Source organism: Paenibacillus tyrphae (assembly GCF_000722545.1).
Lineage (GTDB): Bacteria > Bacillota > Bacilli > Paenibacillales > NBRC-103111 > Paenibacillus_G > Paenibacillus_G tyrfis.
This window is the reverse complement of sequence record NZ_JNVM01000025.1, coordinates 23,451-38,986: the sequence shown is the minus strand read 5'-3', so window position 1 is coordinate 38,986 and position 15,536 is coordinate 23,451. Positions and strand designations below refer to the sequence as shown.

The window sequence follows — 15,536 nt, the reverse complement described above, 5'->3', positions numbered from 1 at the left end:
TTTGTTTCGATCCAGTTTTCAAGGTGCAAGCCTTGAAAATATTCCCTGATAGCTCAGTTGGTAGAGCACTCGACTGTTAATCGAGTTGTCACAGGTTCGAGTCCTGTTCGGGGAGCCATTATGGAGAGGTGTCCGAGTTGGCCGAAGGAGCACGATTGGAAATCGTGTAGGCGTCACAAGCGTCTCGAGGGTTCGAATCCCTCTCTCTCCGTAGAGTTTCATCAAGGAATTAAGCATGGCCCGTTGGTCAAGGGGTTAAGACACCTCCCTTTCACGGAGGTAACAGGGGTTCGAATCCCCTACGGGTCATCATTATCCCATGGAGGCTTAGCTCAGCTGGGAGAGCATCTGCCTTACAAGCAGAGGGTCGGCGGTTCGATCCCGTCAGCCTCCACCATAGAATTACTTACTGACGCGGGGTGGAGCAGCCCGGTAGCTCGTCGGGCTCATAACCCGAAGGCCGCAGGTTCAAATCCTGCCCCCGCAACCAATTTCATTTGTGTGGAGCCGTGGTGTAGAGGCCTAACATGCCTGCCTGTCACGCAGGAGACCGCGGGTTCGAATCCCGTCGGCTCCGCCATGTATTATCTTCCCTGTAAGGGATGAGAACCCATTGGGTTCGTCGGAGTGATACTTCGATAGCGTTACTACGCAGTCTCGGAGTGAAACGGAGAGTATCCCGTCGGCTCCGCCATGATTTACAATTTGTAAGAAATGAGATACAATAAAGGAATATGGCTCGGTAGCTCAGTCGGTAGAGCAGAGGACTGAAAATCCTCGTGTCGGCGGTTCGATTCCGTCCCGAGCCACCACTTGCCGCTGTAGCTCAATTGGTAGAGCAACTGACTTGTAATCAGTAGGTTGGGGGTTCAAGTCCTCTCGGCGGCACCACTGCAATTTCATATGGAGGCTTAGCGAAGTGGCCAAACGCAGCAGACTGTAAATCTGTTCTCTGACGAGTTCGGTGGTTCGAATCCATCAGCCTCCACCAGTTTATAGGGGCATAGTTTAAAGGTAGAACAGCGGTCTCCAAAACCGTTAGTGTGGGTTCAATTCCTGCTGCCCCTGCCAAAAATATTTTCATATCGTGGCGGTCGTGGCGAAGTGGCTAACGCATCGGATTGTGGCTCCGACATTCGAGGGTTCAATTCCCTTCGATCGCCCCATTTACACATTCATTGGGGATTAGCCAAGCGGTAAGGCAACGGACTTTGACTCCGTCATGCCTAGGTTCGAATCCTAGATCCCCAGTTTATATGCGGAAGTGGCTCAGGGGTAGAGCATCGCCTTGCCAAGGCGAGGGTCGCGGGTTCGAATCCCGTCTTCCGCTCCATATGGCGCCATAGCCAAGTGGTAAGGCAGAGCTCTGCAAAAGCTTTACCCCCAGTTCGAATCTGGGTGGCGCCTCCAATTTTCTTTCTTCGCCGGAGTGGCGGAATCGGCAGACGCACAGGACTTAAAATCCTGCGGTAGGTGACTACCGTACCAGTTCAAGTCTGGTCTTCGGCACCACTCCAACAATTTAAAATGTGTGCCCTTAGCTCAGCCGGATAGAGCGTTTGACTACGAATCAAAAGGTCAGGAGTTCGAATCTCTTAGGGCACGCCACTTGCCGATGTGGCGGAATGGCAGACGCGCTCGACTCAAAATCGAGTCCGAAAGGGTGGAGGTTCGAGTCCTCTCATCGGTATAAACAAGCCTTAAAGATCTTTCTTGATCTTTAAGGCTTGTTTTTTTATTTAGTAAACTTGTTTATGCTCTTGGGAATGATTTATTGTATCCTCAACTTCTTTTGTCGATTCTTCACATTGCGATATACAAATCCGATAACTTTTAGTATGGTACTAAAAAGAAGAACTACATCCTAAATATTGGAGGAATAGGGTCATGACAAAAATCGAAGATGGGGCGGTTGTCTTGTTTCAAGGAGACAGCATTACGGATTGCGGAAGAAACAGGGAGATCGGGACGGATTTAGGCCGGGGCTACGCGCTCATCGCTTCTGCGTTATTCGCCAGCAAATATCCTGAGAAACAAGTCCAATTCATCAACCGCGGAATCAGCGGCAATCGAGTAAAGGACTTGCAGCAGCGCTGGCAGGAAGATTGCCTCGATTTGAACCCGACATGGGTTTCGATCTATATCGGTATTAACGATACATGGCGGCGTTATGATCGTAACGACCCGACTTCGGTGGAAGCGTTTGCGGAAGGGTACCGTGATCTGATTGTTCGTACCAAGGAGACGCTTGATGCGAAACTCATTTTAGTCGAACCGTTTGTGCTGCCGGTGCCGGAGGACCGGAAACGATGGAGAGAGGATTTGGACCCGAAAATTAACGCCGTTCGCGAGCTTGCTCGGGAATTTGAAACGCTGTACGTGCCGTTAGACGGGATGTTCGCGGCGGCAAGTACCAAAGCACCGTCGGCCTATTGGGCGCCTGATGGCGTTCACCCGTCACCGGCAGGTCACGCGCTTATTGCCAATGCTTGGCTAGAAGCTGCGCAGGCATAAAGTCACGCTGCTGATACAAACAATTCAAGGGATGCCCTTCTGCAGGTACGAAGGGCGTCCCTTTTTAGGTTGAATCGTTCTGATTGTTGAAGGCGATAACTCAATCCAATTGCTTGGATACCTGTAAAAGCTCAGGCAAGGTAACCATCTTCAGGTTGCGGGATTTTAAAGTCTGGATCACGGTTGGTAGCGCTTGGACGGTACCGTTCAAATCTTGCCCGGGCCCGCCGCCGGAATGCTGTAAAATGATGGAACCCGGTTTAACGTTCGTGAGAATGTTCGAAATGACTTTCTCTTGCCCAAGCTGCTTCCAATCAAGCGAATCGACATTCCAGTTCACAATGCGGTAACCGTGTTCCGATGCCCACAGCAGTTGGCTTTCGCTGATCTCGCCATAGGGCGGCCGCAGCAAGCGGGGGGAATATCCGATCAGCCGCTTTAAGGTTTGCTGAGTTTGAAGCACTTGTGACTGGAACAAATCGTCGGACAGCTTAGTAAACAGCTTGTGACTGTACGAATGATTGCCGATCACATGGCCTTCTCGAACGATTCGCTTAACCATTTCCGGATGCTTCTCGGCTTGGGCGCCGACTAAGAAGAACGTGGCGCGAACCTGATATTTTTTCAATACATCCAACACCTGCGGCGTAAATGTCGTGTCGGGGGCGTCGTCAAACGTTAAGGCGACCTGCCCGGAGGCAGCTGATCCCCGCAGCAGCAGCAGCTCCGGATATTTGCGCACAAGCTGTGATAAAGTGAGACGTTGGCTTTGACCGGATGTTTCTTTGGACGGTTTGGCGACAGGCTGCTTAGATTTGGATTTGGGCTTCTTCTGTGTCTTGGGCTCCGCCGGCGGAACGACCACTGGTGTGGGAGCAGGTGCCGGTGCAGGGGCAGGCGGTGCCGAGGGAGGCGTGCCCTGCTGCACCGTTGAAGGGGCCGGAGGCCCGGCCAGAGACAGCGGGCTGCCGGTGCCCGTTTCCGTTGTTTTAGCCGCGTTCCGAGGTGCAGCTTCGGCAGGCCCGATCCCCGGAGGCATCGCTTGCGGTGAATTTGCGGCAGGCGTACATGCCGTTAAAGCCAAGCATAAGGTTAAAATGGACAAAGATAAGCTTGTTCTGATTCGCAGCGAGATGAACCGATGGGCGTATAATAGCAAAAAAGCCGCAGGCGTTCGCTTTTTCATGGGGCTTGGTCTCCTTTGGGCAACAGATTACGTTCCCTTAGTTTGGGATAAGGAGAGACGAATTATCCACTCATGAAAATGATGCCACGAACGCCGCGGCAAATAGTATGGAGCTAACGCAATCAGGTAAGGACCAAGCCTTCCCAGATCATTTTGAAGGATACGATAACGAAGGTAATACGCAGTACCCAAAGCAGCTTTTTGCTGCTCAGCCGACTGGCGATTTTCGCGCCGAGCCAGCCTCCGACAATGGCGCTAGGCGCCAAGCCCAGCACCATCCACAGGTTCACTTCTCCTAAGCTAAAATGCGTGAAGCTGCCCATAAGAGATGACAGCAGGATAACGAACATGGAGGTCGCTGTCGCTACATGAGGAGGATACCGAAAAAGCAGCACCATGGCCGGAACGAACAGAGAACCGCCGCCGATCCCGAACAGGCCCGAAATGAATCCGACCAAGAGTCCGATGATCAAGGCGGGCAGTATGCTGTAGCCGTAATGATATGTATTCCCGCTGCTGTCCGTATACGTGCGTTGAATGTGCCACTTCACGTTCAACGGTTTCAAGTAGTCGCGCAGCACGAGCAGTATGGCCATCAGCAGCATGAAGAGGCCGAAGCTGAGCTGAAACGATTTGGCGTTGACAAATTGCGTGGTATACGAGCCGAGCATGGCTCCCGGACCGCATGTGATGAACAAGAGCCAGCCGCTTTTGAAATCGACTCTTTTCTGCTTGACGAAAGTCAGGGTCGAAGACAATGCCGTGAAGATCAGGACGGCCAGCGAAGTACCTACCGCGGTGGATACCGAAGTCGTCTGTCCGACGAACACGGGGCCTAAATAAACCAGAGCGGGCACAATAATAATACCGCCGCCGAGACCGACGAGGCTCCCGAAGGTGGCAGCGATCAGCCCGACAGCGGTATAAAACAATATACTCATGCGCAAACCTTCTTCCGTGTCGAATAGTTACTTTATGGTAATATTAACACAGGAAGAAAATAGTTCAATACCGAGTTATCCGATATCGTTAAGAATGTTTTTATTAGGCAAGTAATGGATCGATTGAATGAAGCGGATCGTTTTTGTTTTTGCCCGCATGACAATCGAATGCGTCTCTGCCCGGGAGTCGGGCAAATAGCGGACGCCGTTTAAAAATTCACCGGGGGTAATGCCCGTTGCGGCAAAAATAACGTCGTCCCGGCCGACCATATCTTCCATCGTTAAAATTTTGTGCGGGTCGGTAAGTCCCATGGCGATGCAGCGGTCGTATTCTTCCTGATTGGAAGGCAGCAGCTTTCCTTGCAGCTCCCCGCCCAGACATTGCAGCGCCGCGGCCGCCAGCACGCCCTCGGGTGCGCCGCCAGAGCCTACATACATGTCAATGCCGGATTCGGATAAAGCAGGAGCCATGGCCCCGGCGACATCGCCGTCGCTAAGGAACTTGATCCGTACGCCGACCTGGCGGAGGGTATCGATCTGCTTACGGTGCCTGTCGCGGTCAAGAATCATGATCGTAAGATTGCTCAGCGGCTTATCCAAAATGTCTGCGGCCCGTTGAAGGGTCGTTTCGAGCGGGTCCGTCAAGCTGAGCTTGCCGGCAAGAGCCGGGCCGACAGCCAGTTTTTCCATATACATATCCGGCGCATGCAGCAGATTGCCTTTGTTGCCAATGGCAATGACGGCCAGCGCGTTGTTCAATCCTTTGGCAACCAGCTCCGTTCCTTCGAGCGGATCGACGGCCACGTCCACCTCAGGACCTTGTCCATTGCCTACTTGTTCGCCGATATACAGCATCGGCGCTTCGTCCATTTCTCCTTCTCCGATGACGACGGTCCCGCGGACGGAAACGGAATCGAACATGGCGCGCATGGCGGTCGTCGCCGCACCGTCGGCTTGAATCTTATCTCCCCGGCCCATCCATCTTGCCGCGGACAGCGCCGCCAGCTCCGTTACCCGGACGATCTCAAGTGCCAATTCCCTTTCCACCAGCTCAGCCCCCTATAAAATAAATGGTCACGTTTCAATATATATAGTATAATTAATAAATAAATAATGCGCAATAAATACTTGATATGAATCGAGTAGTGCGTTAGATTGAAAATAAAATCGTCGAATGAAAAACGGTTCTATGAGTTTCGGACTATTTTTGGTACAATTGGATTGGAATGCGGCACAGCGATAAACCGCAAAGGCTGCTTTGAGTGAGGAGGGACCGGTCATCGAACTGACTGCGCGCCAACTGCAGATCGTAGAATTGGTAAAGGCACACGCGCCCATTACGGGCGAACAAATAGCGGAGATGTTAGGTCTAAGCCGCCCGACCCTCCGGTCGGATCTGGCCCTGCTTGTCATGCTCGGGCTTGTGGATGCCAAGCCGAAGGTGGGCTATACGCCGGGCTCGGCCATGACGCCGGGCTCCCAGGTATCCCGTAAGCTGCTGGGCATGAAGGTAAAAGATGTCCAATCGATCCCTGTCGTCGTCCGGGAAAATGCTTCCGTGAACGACGCGGTCGTGATGCTGTTTATGGAGAACGTCGGCAGCCTGATCGTCGTGGATGACGAGGCTTGCCTGTCCGGCGTCATTTCCCGCAAAGATTTGCTTAAATTCACGCTCGGCAATACGAATGCGGCTTCCATGCCGGTCAGCATGGTCATGACCCGCGAGCCGAACGTCATCCATGTCTCTCCCGACGAGTCGGTGATCGACGCCGCGCGGAAGATGATTCATCATCAGGTCGACAGCCTGCCTGTCGTCGTGGAATCCAAAGCTGCCCAAGTGGGTGGAAGATCCCGGTGGGACGTTGTCGGACGGGTGACAAAAACGATTATGACGAATATTCTGGTCGATCTGGCGATGGACCGTTAGGGCATTCATGAACAAAGGAGAAGAAACCGGATGAAGGAAGAGCAACAGTACGAGATCACCATATGCTCGGATTCCGTCGGGGAAACGGCGGAGGCGGTCGTTCGAGCGACTATCCGCCAGTTTGACGCCCACCAGGTGAGAACGAAGCGGATCGGCCATATAAAAACCGAGGATGAAATACGTACCATTATGGAAGAGGCGGCCAAACGCGGCGGTTTTGTGGCGTATACGCTGGTACAGCCGGAGCTTCGGGAGATGATGAAGGAAGAGGCGGTCCGCCTCGGTGTCCGGGCGGTCGATATCATGGGGCCGATGATGCAGGCGTTCATCGATACGTGGGGCGATGCGCCGAAGCGGAAACCGGGCTTGCTTCATCAGCTGGACGAGGATTATTTCCGCCGCGTAGAGGCGATCGAGTTCGCCGTCAAATGCGACGACGGACGCGATACGAGCGCCCTGCTGAAGGCGAATCTCGTCCTGATCGGAGTCTCGCGGACGTCGAAGACGCCGCTCAGTATTTTTTTGGCGCATAAAGGGATAAAAGTATCCAATCTGCCGCTCGTGCCGGAGGTCAAACCGCCCAAGGAGCTGTTTCTGGTGCCGGGCAACCGGATTGTCGGCTTGACGATGGATGCAGATAAGCTGTACAAGATTCGGACGGAGCGGCTGAAAGCGGTCGGTTTGCCGTTCGGGGCAAAATATGCCGCGATGGAGCGAATCGACGAAGAGCTCCGCTATGCGCAAGCATTGATGAAACAAGTCGGATGCTTGGTGATCAACGTAACGGATAAAGCGATTGAAGAAACAGCCGGCATTATTATGGGGTATTTGAATTGATAGAAGACGAGAGGCTTGAACCGACGGGTTCGGGCCCTTTTTGCCTTTGCGAATAAAAAAGCCTTCCCGGCAAACCGGAAAGCCCGCAGCATGCGTAATCTCAAGTAGACGTAAGCGAAAGGTGGCTGGGTAATGAAACCGAAACGGGTATGGACGGATTGGCTTTCCGGCGTGCCGTACGGAAAAAGACTGGTCAAGCTCCACCGCTGGAACGCATGGCTGCTGGTGCTGCTTGCGGTTACCGGGCTATTGCTGTTTGTGGAGCCGATACGGGCATGGGGAGCAGGCCGAGTGTGGCTGAAGGAAGGGCACCTATGGATCGGCGCGGCTTCCATTGTAGTAGCAGCTCTCTATTTGCCGCTGCTCCCCCGGCATTGGAAGCAGCTGCGGACGAAATCGGCGCAGCGTTGGAATTTGGGACTTGTTCTGTTCCTGCTCGCAGGTTGGAATGTCACCGGCGTGCTGCTCTGGCTGGTACGAAGCTTGCCTTCCGGTTGGGGCAACGCCGCATTGCTGCTCCACGATCTGTTCACCTGGGTCGGGGTTCCTTATGCCATCTACCATTCGATCTCCCGCAGCCGATGGGTCAAAACGGCCCAAAGCCGGCCCGAAAACCGCGTGGAAGAAGAGGCGAGGGAAGCCGACGACGTATCGCCGTCCGAGCCTGGACGAATCGTACAGCTGCTCAGGAACGCTCCGATCTCCAGGGCAACGTTCCTTCGTACGGCAGCAGGTTTACTTTTGGCGTTCGGCCTGGGACCGTCGTTTTACCGGTGGCTGATAACCGCTTCCGATACGGGAGGCGCGGAGCTTGAGCGGTTGGTCCGGGAGGATGCGAACCGGATGCTGCCGCCGCCGGTTCCGTCTGCGGAATCCAATCCTCCGCTCGGCGGAGGCGGACAAGGGCAATTTCGGGTATATACGGTGACGCCGATCCCGGCATTTTCGAGCGAAGATTGGAAGTTCGCCCTTACCGGACTTGTCGACCGGGAATATGCGTGGAGCTGGGAACAGTTTCTGAAGCTCAAACGAACGGTTCAGGTTAGCGATTTTCACTGTGTGACGGGCTGGTCGGTGTACCAGGTCACTTGGGAGGGAATTCCGCTTAAGGAGCTGCTGGAGCTGGCCAAGGTAAGAAACGAGGCGAAGTTCGTCAAATTGTATTCCGGGGACCGCGTCTATACGGATTGCTTGTCGCTGGAGCAGGCACGGATGGATGACGTCATGGTGGCGGTCCTGATGGACGGAAAACCGATTCCTCAGCAGCTCGGCGGCCCGGTAAGGCTGATCGTTCCTCAAATGTATGCGTATAAATCGGTAAAGTGGCTCCAGGGCATCGAGCTCATCGATAAAGAGCATATCGGGTACTGGGAGCTGCGGGGCTACGATAACGACGCTTGGGTGCCGAAGGGAAGAGAGCAGGCGTAGCGCTGGAGGATGGGGCGCATGGCGGGGGTCAACTGTAAAAAATAAATAAAGGATGGAAACGAAGAACGCTACGAGGCCGCAAAAATAAGATAGGATAGACGTAAGAAAGGATTGAAAGCGATGGAACGGTACGGCGGGCAAAGGCATGCCATGACAGGCGTAATCTTGGCAGGTGGGCAAAATCGGCGGATGGGCGGGCAAAGCAAAGCGCTGCTTATGTACGAAGGCGATACGTTTTTGGCCAGGCAGTTGGCCGAGCTTGGAAGCTTGTGCGCGGACCTGCTTGTCGTGACTCAGGAGCCAGAACGGTATGAAGCCGTCGTTCACGCGTTCTCCGGAGGGGCTACGGTGCGGATCATTCCCGACCTACAGCCGGGCCGGGGGCCGCTGGCCGGTTTTCAGGCGGCCATGAGAGCGGCGTCGTACGAGGAGCTGTGGATCGTCGGCTGCGATATGCCGTGGGTCGACGCCAAAGCGGCGAAAGCCCTCTCAGAGCTGCGGAGCAGCGTTGATGTAGATGCTGCGGTTGCGAAGATCGACGGAAGGCTCCATCCGCTTCACGGCGTATACCTCAAGAGCTGTCTTCCCGAGGTGGAGCGATTGTTGGCTGCGGACGATCTGCGGTTGATGAGGCTGTTGGATTCGGTTACTCTGCAGGTGGCGGACGAATCGTTTCTGGAGCGGAAGGGGATTTCTAAGGGATTTATTCGGAATGTTAACGATCCGGACGAATATGAGAGGCTTACCAGCAAATGACTTCGGTTTTAGCCCTTTTTGTGACGCTTTCTATCGTATGCCTTTTGTTTATGGAAGACGCGCCTGATTTGTGACATAATGATGGGTATAACTAGAACGGGGAGGCATGCAGGATGTCACAGCTATTGAAGGATCGGTTTGGCCGCATTCATGACTATCTTCGAATTTCCGTGACGGACCGGTGCAATTTGCGCTGTGTATACTGTATGCCGGAAGAAGGCATGGAATTTGAGCCGGAGGAAAAGCTCTTGACGTTCGAGGAGATCGCCGAAGTGGTGCGGGTGCTGGCCGGATACGGAGTACGCAAGCTGCGGCTGACCGGAGGCGAACCGCTCGTACGCAAAAATTTGGAGCAGCTCGTGCGGATGTTGAGCGCGATTGACGGCATTGAAGATATCGCTTTGACGACGAATGCGATCCATTTCGCTTCGCGGGCGGAAAAGCTGCGCGAAGCCGGGCTCACAAGAATTAACGTCAGCCTCGATTCCTTGCGGGCAGACCGGTTTTCTCTCATTACGCGCGGAGGCGATTTGTCGCGCGTGCTGGCGAGTCTGGAAGCGGCATCCCGGGTCGGACTCGACCCGATCAAGCTGAACGTCGTGCTCATGAAAGGCATGAATGACGATGAGATCGAAGATTTTTTGAAGCTGACGCTGGAGCGCAGTTTGCACGTGCGCTTTATTGAATATATGCCGATCGGACACGACGACGACGGCTGGAAAACGAAATATATTTCGCTCAACACGGTATTGGAACGCTGCGAAAGCATTGGGTGGCAGGTGGAGACGGTGGAGCAGTCGGTCCGGGGAAACGGGCCTTCGCAAAATTTCCGGATCGCCGGGGCAGCCGGCACGTTCGGGCTGATTCATCCGGTCAGCGACCATTTCTGCGAGACGTGCAACCGGCTGCGTCTCACGGCGGACGGCAACATCAAGCCTTGCCTGTATTGGTCCGACGAGTTCAACGTGCGCCGTTATATCGGCAATGATCAGGCGCTGGCCGAACTGTTCTTCCGGGCGCTGGACGTGAAGCCGGAAAGCCACGAGATGGCTAAAGCGCTGCTGAGCGAGCAGCAGAGTCATACGCCTACCTCCCGGCGCATGTCGCAGATCGGGGGTTGAAGTGTGAACGACTTGAAATTCGGGCGGCAGACCATCAGCCTTGAAGAGGCGCAGCGGCGTGTGCTCCGGCATGTCCTTCTACAGGAGACGGAAGAGGTGCCGCTATTCGAGGCTTACGGCAGGCGGCTGGCGGAAAATGTTTGCGCTGGCAGCCCGCTGCCGCATTTTCGGCGATCGGGTGTCGACGGCTATGCTTTGCGCGCATCGGATACGGCTGGAGCTTCCCTTGCGGCGGCGGTCTGCTTAGAGGTGGTGGAGACGGTTCCGTGCGGCTTGATTCCGGCGAAGACGATCGGCCCGGGCCAAGCGGCCAGAATTATGACTGGCGCTGCCGTTCCCGAAGGGGCGGATACGGTTGTAATGCTGGAGATGACCGATGCAGTGCATCAGGAGATCGGCCTTGGAGGCACAGTAGCAGTTCACAAGGCGATGAATCCCGGCGACAATGTGACCCCGGTTGGAGAAGAGGCTGCTGCCGGGGAGCAGCTTCTGCAGAAGGGCTGCATCATCGGACCGGGGGAAGCGGCGGTGCTGGCCGCCTTCGGTCATAGCCTCGTAAAGGTGTACAAACGGCCGAGAGTAGCGATCTTCTCGACCGGCTCCGAGCTGCTTCCTGTGGACGCGCCGCTCGCGCCGGGTAAAATCCGGGGCAGCAACGGCTATATGCTGGCCTGTCAGGTACAGCAGGCGGGCGGAGTGCCGCTCCTGATGCCTTTTCTTCCCGACGAAGCGGACCGAGTGGAACGGGAACTGCTGGCTGCTGCGGAGCAGGCGGATCTGTGGATAACGACCGGAGGCGTGTCGGTAGGGGATAAGGATGTGCTGGCGGAGCTGTTCGGGCGATGGGACGGCGAGCTGCTTTTTAACAAGATCGCGATGCGTCCGGGCAGTCCGACATCAGTCGGTCTGTGGCGGGACAAGCTGTTGTTCGCTTTGTCCGGCAATCCTGGAGCTTGCTATGTAGGATTCGAGCTGCTGGTACGCCCCTATCTGCGTGCCTCGCAAGGGGCGCCCGACCCGCTGCCTCCCGCAGTGACGGCGGTACTGGATGCCGATTACGGCAAAGGATCGGCGTATCCCCGGTATATCCGCGGGGCTTCGCGCGTGGAACATGGGACGGTCCGTGTGAGGCCCTCCGGTCGCGACAAATCCAGCATCATGGTTTCCATCAAAGAGACCAACTGCTTAATCTGTCTTCCGGCGGGCGGGCGAGGAGCCCAGCGGGGCGAGTCGGTGCGGGTTTTGAAGATCGGAAACTGAAATAAAACCCCCTGCCTGAGTAAAGTCCCTGACAGGGGGGCGGTGCATGGTGCATTAGATGAACAATGAACGGGAAACGATGACGAGCAGAATAAACAGCACCAGGATAACAGCAGTGGAAGTAAAGCCGAATCCGCCAATGTGGCTCATGTGACATCCCCCTTTCAGAAGGCATGTTAAATGATATGAACGAGTGCCGGATACTGATTGGACGTATGCCCGATTATTCGACGAAAATACAACTGTCTGCGGGCAGGAGACAGTACCCTGACTGTACCGGAATATGAATCAAGGGCGGCTACCCGCCGTGATTTTCGTTAGGTCACCCCAACAACCGGTGAAAAAAGGTTTAGGTAGAACTTGTTAGAAAATTAGGCTACAATGGCCAAGACAAGGTGCGAAGGCATGAGAAGCGCCGATAAGCGGATGCAAGAGCGGAGAGGGTGGGTACGGTGAACCAGCGGTTAGAAATTCGCAATATTCCAAATGTGCATTTTATGGACAGCTTGCAAATGTCAGCATTCGCCTTTCAATATGAGCTTACTCCCGAAAAAGTGGAGAAGTCGATGGCGCTTCTTGATTCAAATCAGATGTGGGGAGCCTATGTGGATGATACGCTCGCGGCGAAAATGACCATTCTCGATTTGCAGACCTGGATTCAAGGCAAGGCGTTCGACATGGGCGGAATCGCAGGCGTCGTCACATGGCCGGAATACCGGCGCGGCGGGCTGGTGGCCAAGCTGCTGTCGCACGGACTGCGGGTGATGCGGGAGAAAGGTCAGACGGTGTCATTCCTTCATCCTTTTCAATTCTCGTTCTACCGTAAATACGGCTGGGAGACGTATGCAGAGTATAAATCGTATGAGATCTCCGTCAAGCAGCTTCCAAAACTGGGACCGCAGCCGGGGCGGATCGTTCGGAGCGGCCACGATATCAAGCTGCTGAACGGGATCTACGAGGCTTACGCCAGCAGGTACAACGGAACGCTTATTCGAAACGAAGCTTGGTGGCAGAACCGCATTTTCGGCAATACGCAAGGAACGGTAGCCGTATATTATGATGCGGAGAATCAGCCTGCGGGTTACGTATATTATCAAGTAAAGGATAATATCCTCAAGGTTCACGAACTGGTCTATCTGCATCATGGGGCTTGCCTGGCCTTATGGCGCTTCTTGGCCGATCACGACTCGATGTTGGATAAGCTGGTGATGAATGCGCCCGCAAACGATAAGCTGCCGTTTCTGCTCGACAATCCCCGGATCAAACAAGAGATCGTGCCCTATTTCATGGCGCGGATTGTGGATGTGGCCAGCTTTTTGACCAAGTATCCGTTCGCTTCGGGGGCGGAATGGTCGCTGCAGTTGGAGGTAAACGACGAGTATGCGGAATGGAATAACGGCTGGTTCCTGCTGCAGGTGGACGAGTCCGGGACAGCGCGTGTGGCTCCTATCGCAAGCGCTTCGCCCGAGCTGCCGGCCGCCAGTTGCACGATCCAGACGCTTGCCGCTATGATGACAGGGCATCAACGCCCCTCCTTTTTGATGGACATCGGCAGGTTGACCGGCACGACGGAGGTATGCGAATCGCTGGAGCGGCTCATTCCCGTACGTCAGACGTATTTACCTTTACCCGACTTCTTCTAGACTTTTTCCTGCTGACTGAATTCAGGCCCCTTCGAGATATTGCTCGAAGCGGGCTTTTTTGTTGCGATTGGGGGTGATCAAGCAGGATTTCATTTGGCCGCAATGCCGGGTAAGAACAATCGAATACGTACAATCGATCCTCAGCGCTGAAAGCCGGCAACTGGGGATTTTGTTTTGAAGAGGAGACCTCGGGTGCGGGCACAAGCAATTCCTTGTACATAAGGCGGGGGCTCCTCTTGTCCAAGGCCGGGTAGCGTACTGGACTTAGGTCCAGTTCCAAAAACCGCCGCAGGTCCGTTTTGGGAAATGACGGATTCACCTAGAATAAAGACATAAGCAAAACGACAATAAAAACGAAAGGCGGTGAGTCAATCCATGAAAATGAACCGGCATACCGGACTCGCGTTCCTTCTGATCTTCTTCGGAGCGTTGATCCTGAGTAACAAGCTCGGCTTTCACCTCGGGCACCATATCATGAGCTACTTGTTCCCGGCAGCTATGGTAGGGCTCGGATTCGTAGGACTGAGAAACGGGAAAACGATCATCGGGTGGGGGCTGATCATCCTTGGCGGCCTGTTCCTCTTCGGTAAATTGTCCGGCTTGTTCGCCATCCTGATCGCCATCGGCTTGATCTGCTACGGCATCTCGCTGCTGCGTAACAAATCGGTATATTAAATCAAACAAACGACGGATTGAAATTCGGAGAAAAGGTGGTAGAACAAAGCATGAGTTTAGGAAAAAGATTCCGGGATATTACGGTTGCGCACTTCAACGAAATGCTGGAAAACGCGGAAGACCCGGTTCGCCTGATCGATAAATATCTCGCGTCCCAGTCGGAACAAATCCGCGATTCCGAACGGCTGCTGCAGCAGTGTCTGTCTCACGCCGCTTCGCTTCGCCAGCAGTACGTATCGGCGGAGCAGCTCAAGGAGCGCCGCGAGCAGCAAGCGATGCTGGCGCTGAGAGCCGGCGAGGAAGAAGTGGCGCGTATCGCGCTTCAAGAAAAAATGCAGCAGGAGGAAAAAGCGACGCAGTACCGGGCGCTGTACGATCAAAGCAAGCTGGGGATCGTCGAGCTGGAGGAGCAGCTTCAACAGCTTAAGGCCGATTTCGACGAAATCGCCTCGAAACGCAGCTACTATATCGCGCGGCTGGAGTCCGTAAGGCTGCAGCAGCGGATGAACGAAAGGCTGCGCTCGATGGGCGCAGGTCCGAATCCGCGGATCTTCGACCGGCTGGACGAGCGGGTCTCCGATATGGAACTGACTGCGCGTACCCTGCGGGAAGTGAGAGGCCAAGTCCGTGAAGCATGGTCCGCCGTAGGCAGCGCGGCATCTCAGGCGCTGGAACAGGAGCTGGCCAAGCTGCGGACGAAACTGAAACAGGAGGGCTGGGATAAATCATGAGCAAACTATACCGTTCCCGTTCCGATCGCAAAGTAACCGGCCTGTGCGGCGGTCTCGCGGAATCGATGAACATTGACGCCACATTGCTCCGTCTGATCGTGGTGGTAACGGCATTCTTTTCCGGAGGCGTCGTGATTCCGCTGTACTTCCTTGCAGCGTTGGTCATTCCAAGCGAGCCTTGGACCGGCGGGCCTCACGGTTATGGACCGTCCTATGGCGGCGAGGGCTACGGGCAACCTGGCGGCCATTATCCGAACTGGAAAGAGTGGAGACGCGCCGAGAAGCATTACCGCAGAGCGCAAAGACATGGCTGGGTTCCGCCGCAAGAAGGCAACCGCTATGAAGGCGAATATGCAGCCTCCTCGAATCCGAGCGGTACAGCGGGCAGCGATCTGGACGATATGATGAAAGATATCGAGAAAAAAGCGATGTGGAAAGAAATCGAAGAACTGCGCGGCAAAGTAGCACAATACGAAAAAAACCAAAATCAGAAACCATCTAAAGGAGATGTTTAACA

15 protein-coding genes and 17 tRNA genes are annotated in these 15,536 nt (G+C 54.7%); 28 read left to right on the top strand and 4 right to left on the bottom strand.

The features are described 5' to 3' along the window. Positions 1-42 precede the first annotated feature (42 nt). From ET33_RS27170 to ET33_RS27085, 18 genes are all read left to right on the top strand, one after another. A tRNA-Asn gene (locus ET33_RS27170) sits at positions 43-118 on the top strand. A 4-nt stretch (positions 119-122) separates the two neighbouring features. After that, positions 123-211, top strand: a tRNA-Ser gene (locus ET33_RS27165). A gap of 26 nt (positions 212-237) precedes the next feature. Then, a tRNA-Glu gene (locus tag ET33_RS27160) sits at positions 238-309 on the top strand. A 12-nt stretch (positions 310-321) separates the two neighbouring features. Then, positions 322-397 (top strand) — tRNA-Val (locus tag ET33_RS27155). A 16-nt stretch (positions 398-413) separates the two neighbouring features. Then, positions 414-490: transfer RNA gene (locus ET33_RS27150), tRNA-Met, on the top strand. Between the two features lie 13 nt (positions 491-503). Next, a tRNA-Asp gene (locus ET33_RS27145) sits at positions 504-580 on the top strand. 156 nt (positions 581-736) lie between these two features. Beyond that, a tRNA-Phe gene (locus ET33_RS27140) sits at positions 737-812 on the top strand. A 3-nt stretch (positions 813-815) separates the two neighbouring features. Continuing rightward, a tRNA-Thr gene (locus tag ET33_RS27135) sits at positions 816-891 on the top strand. Between the two features lie 14 nt (positions 892-905). Next, positions 906-991: transfer RNA gene (locus tag ET33_RS27130), tRNA-Tyr, on the top strand. A 6-nt stretch (positions 992-997) separates the two neighbouring features. Next, a tRNA-Trp gene (locus ET33_RS27125) sits at positions 998-1,071 on the top strand. A gap of 19 nt (positions 1,072-1,090) precedes the next feature. Then, positions 1,091-1,166, top strand: a tRNA-His gene (locus ET33_RS27120). A 13-nt stretch (positions 1,167-1,179) separates the two neighbouring features. Then, positions 1,180-1,251: transfer RNA gene (locus tag ET33_RS27115), tRNA-Gln, on the top strand. Between the two features lie 7 nt (positions 1,252-1,258). Further along, positions 1,259-1,333, top strand: a tRNA-Gly gene (locus ET33_RS27110). Between the two features lie 3 nt (positions 1,334-1,336). Beyond that, a tRNA-Cys gene (locus tag ET33_RS27105) sits at positions 1,337-1,410 on the top strand. Between the two features lie 13 nt (positions 1,411-1,423). Then, a tRNA-Leu gene (locus ET33_RS27100) sits at positions 1,424-1,512 on the top strand. Between the two features lie 19 nt (positions 1,513-1,531). Beyond that, positions 1,532-1,608: transfer RNA gene (locus ET33_RS27095), tRNA-Arg, on the top strand. Positions 1,609-1,611: 3 nt separating this feature from the next. Continuing rightward, a tRNA-Leu gene (locus ET33_RS27090) sits at positions 1,612-1,690 on the top strand. 197 nt (positions 1,691-1,887) lie between these two features. Then, the gene (locus ET33_RS27085; RefSeq protein ID WP_036689706.1) at positions 1,888-2,514 is read left to right on the top strand and encodes an SGNH/GDSL hydrolase family protein; all 627 of its coding nucleotides are present in this window, start codon (positions 1,888-1,890) and stop codon (positions 2,512-2,514) included. 100 nt (positions 2,515-2,614) lie between these two features. Here the strand turns inward: ET33_RS27085 and ET33_RS27080 are convergent, their stop codons facing one another. The 3 genes from ET33_RS27080 to glpX all read right to left on the bottom strand — a co-directional run bounded on the left by ET33_RS27080 (position 2,615) and on the right by glpX (position 5,688). Continuing rightward, positions 2,615-3,700 (bottom strand): polysaccharide deacetylase family protein, encoded by a 1,086-nt coding sequence (locus tag ET33_RS27080; protein WP_051775672.1) that lies wholly within the window; start codon positions 3,698-3,700, stop codon positions 2,615-2,617. A 122-nt stretch (positions 3,701-3,822) separates the two neighbouring features. Next, the gene (locus tag ET33_RS27075) at positions 3,823-4,641 is read right to left on the bottom strand and encodes a sulfite exporter TauE/SafE family protein (RefSeq protein WP_036689705.1); all 819 of its coding nucleotides are present in this window, start codon (positions 4,639-4,641) and stop codon (positions 3,823-3,825) included. Positions 4,642-4,716: 75 nt separating this feature from the next. Next, the gene (gene glpX, locus ET33_RS27070; RefSeq protein ID WP_036689704.1) at positions 4,717-5,688 is read right to left on the bottom strand and encodes a class II fructose-bisphosphatase; all 972 of its coding nucleotides are present in this window, start codon (positions 5,686-5,688) and stop codon (positions 4,717-4,719) included. 211 nt (positions 5,689-5,899) lie between these two features. On the opposite strand from glpX, the gene ET33_RS27065 reads away from it, so the two are divergent. The 6 genes from ET33_RS27065 to ET33_RS27040 all read left to right on the top strand — a co-directional run bounded on the left by ET33_RS27065 (position 5,900) and on the right by ET33_RS27040 (position 11,970). Then, the gene (locus tag ET33_RS27065) at positions 5,900-6,568 is read left to right on the top strand and encodes a helix-turn-helix transcriptional regulator (RefSeq protein WP_235206829.1); all 669 of its coding nucleotides are present in this window, start codon (positions 5,900-5,902) and stop codon (positions 6,566-6,568) included. A 30-nt stretch (positions 6,569-6,598) separates the two neighbouring features. Next, on the top strand, positions 6,599-7,405 hold the full coding sequence (locus ET33_RS27060) for a pyruvate, water dikinase regulatory protein (protein WP_010500068.1): 807 nt from the start codon (positions 6,599-6,601) through the stop codon (positions 7,403-7,405). A gap of 132 nt (positions 7,406-7,537) precedes the next feature. Beyond that, positions 7,538-8,833: a molybdopterin-dependent oxidoreductase gene (locus tag ET33_RS27055; RefSeq protein ID WP_036689702.1), complete on the top strand. Its 1,296-nt coding sequence runs from the start codon at positions 7,538-7,540 to the stop codon at positions 8,831-8,833. A gap of 120 nt (positions 8,834-8,953) precedes the next feature. After that, entirely contained in the window at positions 8,954-9,589 is a 636-nt protein-coding gene (gene mobA / locus ET33_RS27050) for a molybdenum cofactor guanylyltransferase (protein ID WP_036689700.1), read from the top strand. A 113-nt stretch (positions 9,590-9,702) separates the two neighbouring features. Continuing rightward, complete coding sequence (moaA, locus tag ET33_RS27045; protein ID WP_036689697.1) at positions 9,703-10,710, top strand: GTP 3',8-cyclase MoaA; 1,008 nt, start codon at positions 9,703-9,705, stop codon at positions 10,708-10,710. Positions 10,711-10,713: 3 nt separating this feature from the next. Then, positions 10,714-11,970: a molybdopterin molybdotransferase MoeA gene (locus ET33_RS27040; RefSeq protein WP_036689694.1), complete on the top strand. Its 1,257-nt coding sequence runs from the start codon at positions 10,714-10,716 to the stop codon at positions 11,968-11,970. A 54-nt stretch (positions 11,971-12,024) separates the two neighbouring features. On the opposite strand, the gene ET33_RS39530 is transcribed toward ET33_RS27040, so the two are convergent. Then, the gene (locus ET33_RS39530; protein ID WP_200879241.1) at positions 12,025-12,120 is read right to left on the bottom strand and encodes a sporulation protein YjcZ; all 96 of its coding nucleotides are present in this window, start codon (positions 12,118-12,120) and stop codon (positions 12,025-12,027) included. Positions 12,121-12,422: 302 nt separating this feature from the next. On the opposite strand from ET33_RS39530, the gene ET33_RS27035 reads away from it, so the two are divergent. The 4 genes from ET33_RS27035 (at position 12,423) to ET33_RS27020 (ending at position 15,534) form a co-directional block, all read left to right on the top strand. Next, positions 12,423-13,613, top strand: coding sequence for a GNAT family N-acetyltransferase (locus tag ET33_RS27035; protein ID WP_036689709.1), 1,191 nt, complete (start codon positions 12,423-12,425; stop codon positions 13,611-13,613). 375 nt (positions 13,614-13,988) lie between these two features. Beyond that, positions 13,989-14,288 (top strand): LiaF transmembrane domain-containing protein, encoded by a 300-nt coding sequence (locus ET33_RS27030; protein WP_036689692.1) that lies wholly within the window; start codon positions 13,989-13,991, stop codon positions 14,286-14,288. Positions 14,289-14,338: 50 nt separating this feature from the next. Next, positions 14,339-15,019, top strand: coding sequence for a PspA/IM30 family protein (locus ET33_RS27025; RefSeq protein WP_036689689.1), 681 nt, complete (start codon positions 14,339-14,341; stop codon positions 15,017-15,019). Then, on the top strand, positions 15,016-15,534 hold the full coding sequence (locus tag ET33_RS27020) for a PspC domain-containing protein (protein ID WP_036689686.1): 519 nt from the start codon (positions 15,016-15,018) through the stop codon (positions 15,532-15,534). Before ET33_RS27025 ends, ET33_RS27020 begins: the two co-directional genes overlap by 4 nt. The last annotated feature ends 2 nt before the right edge of the window (positions 15,535-15,536 follow it).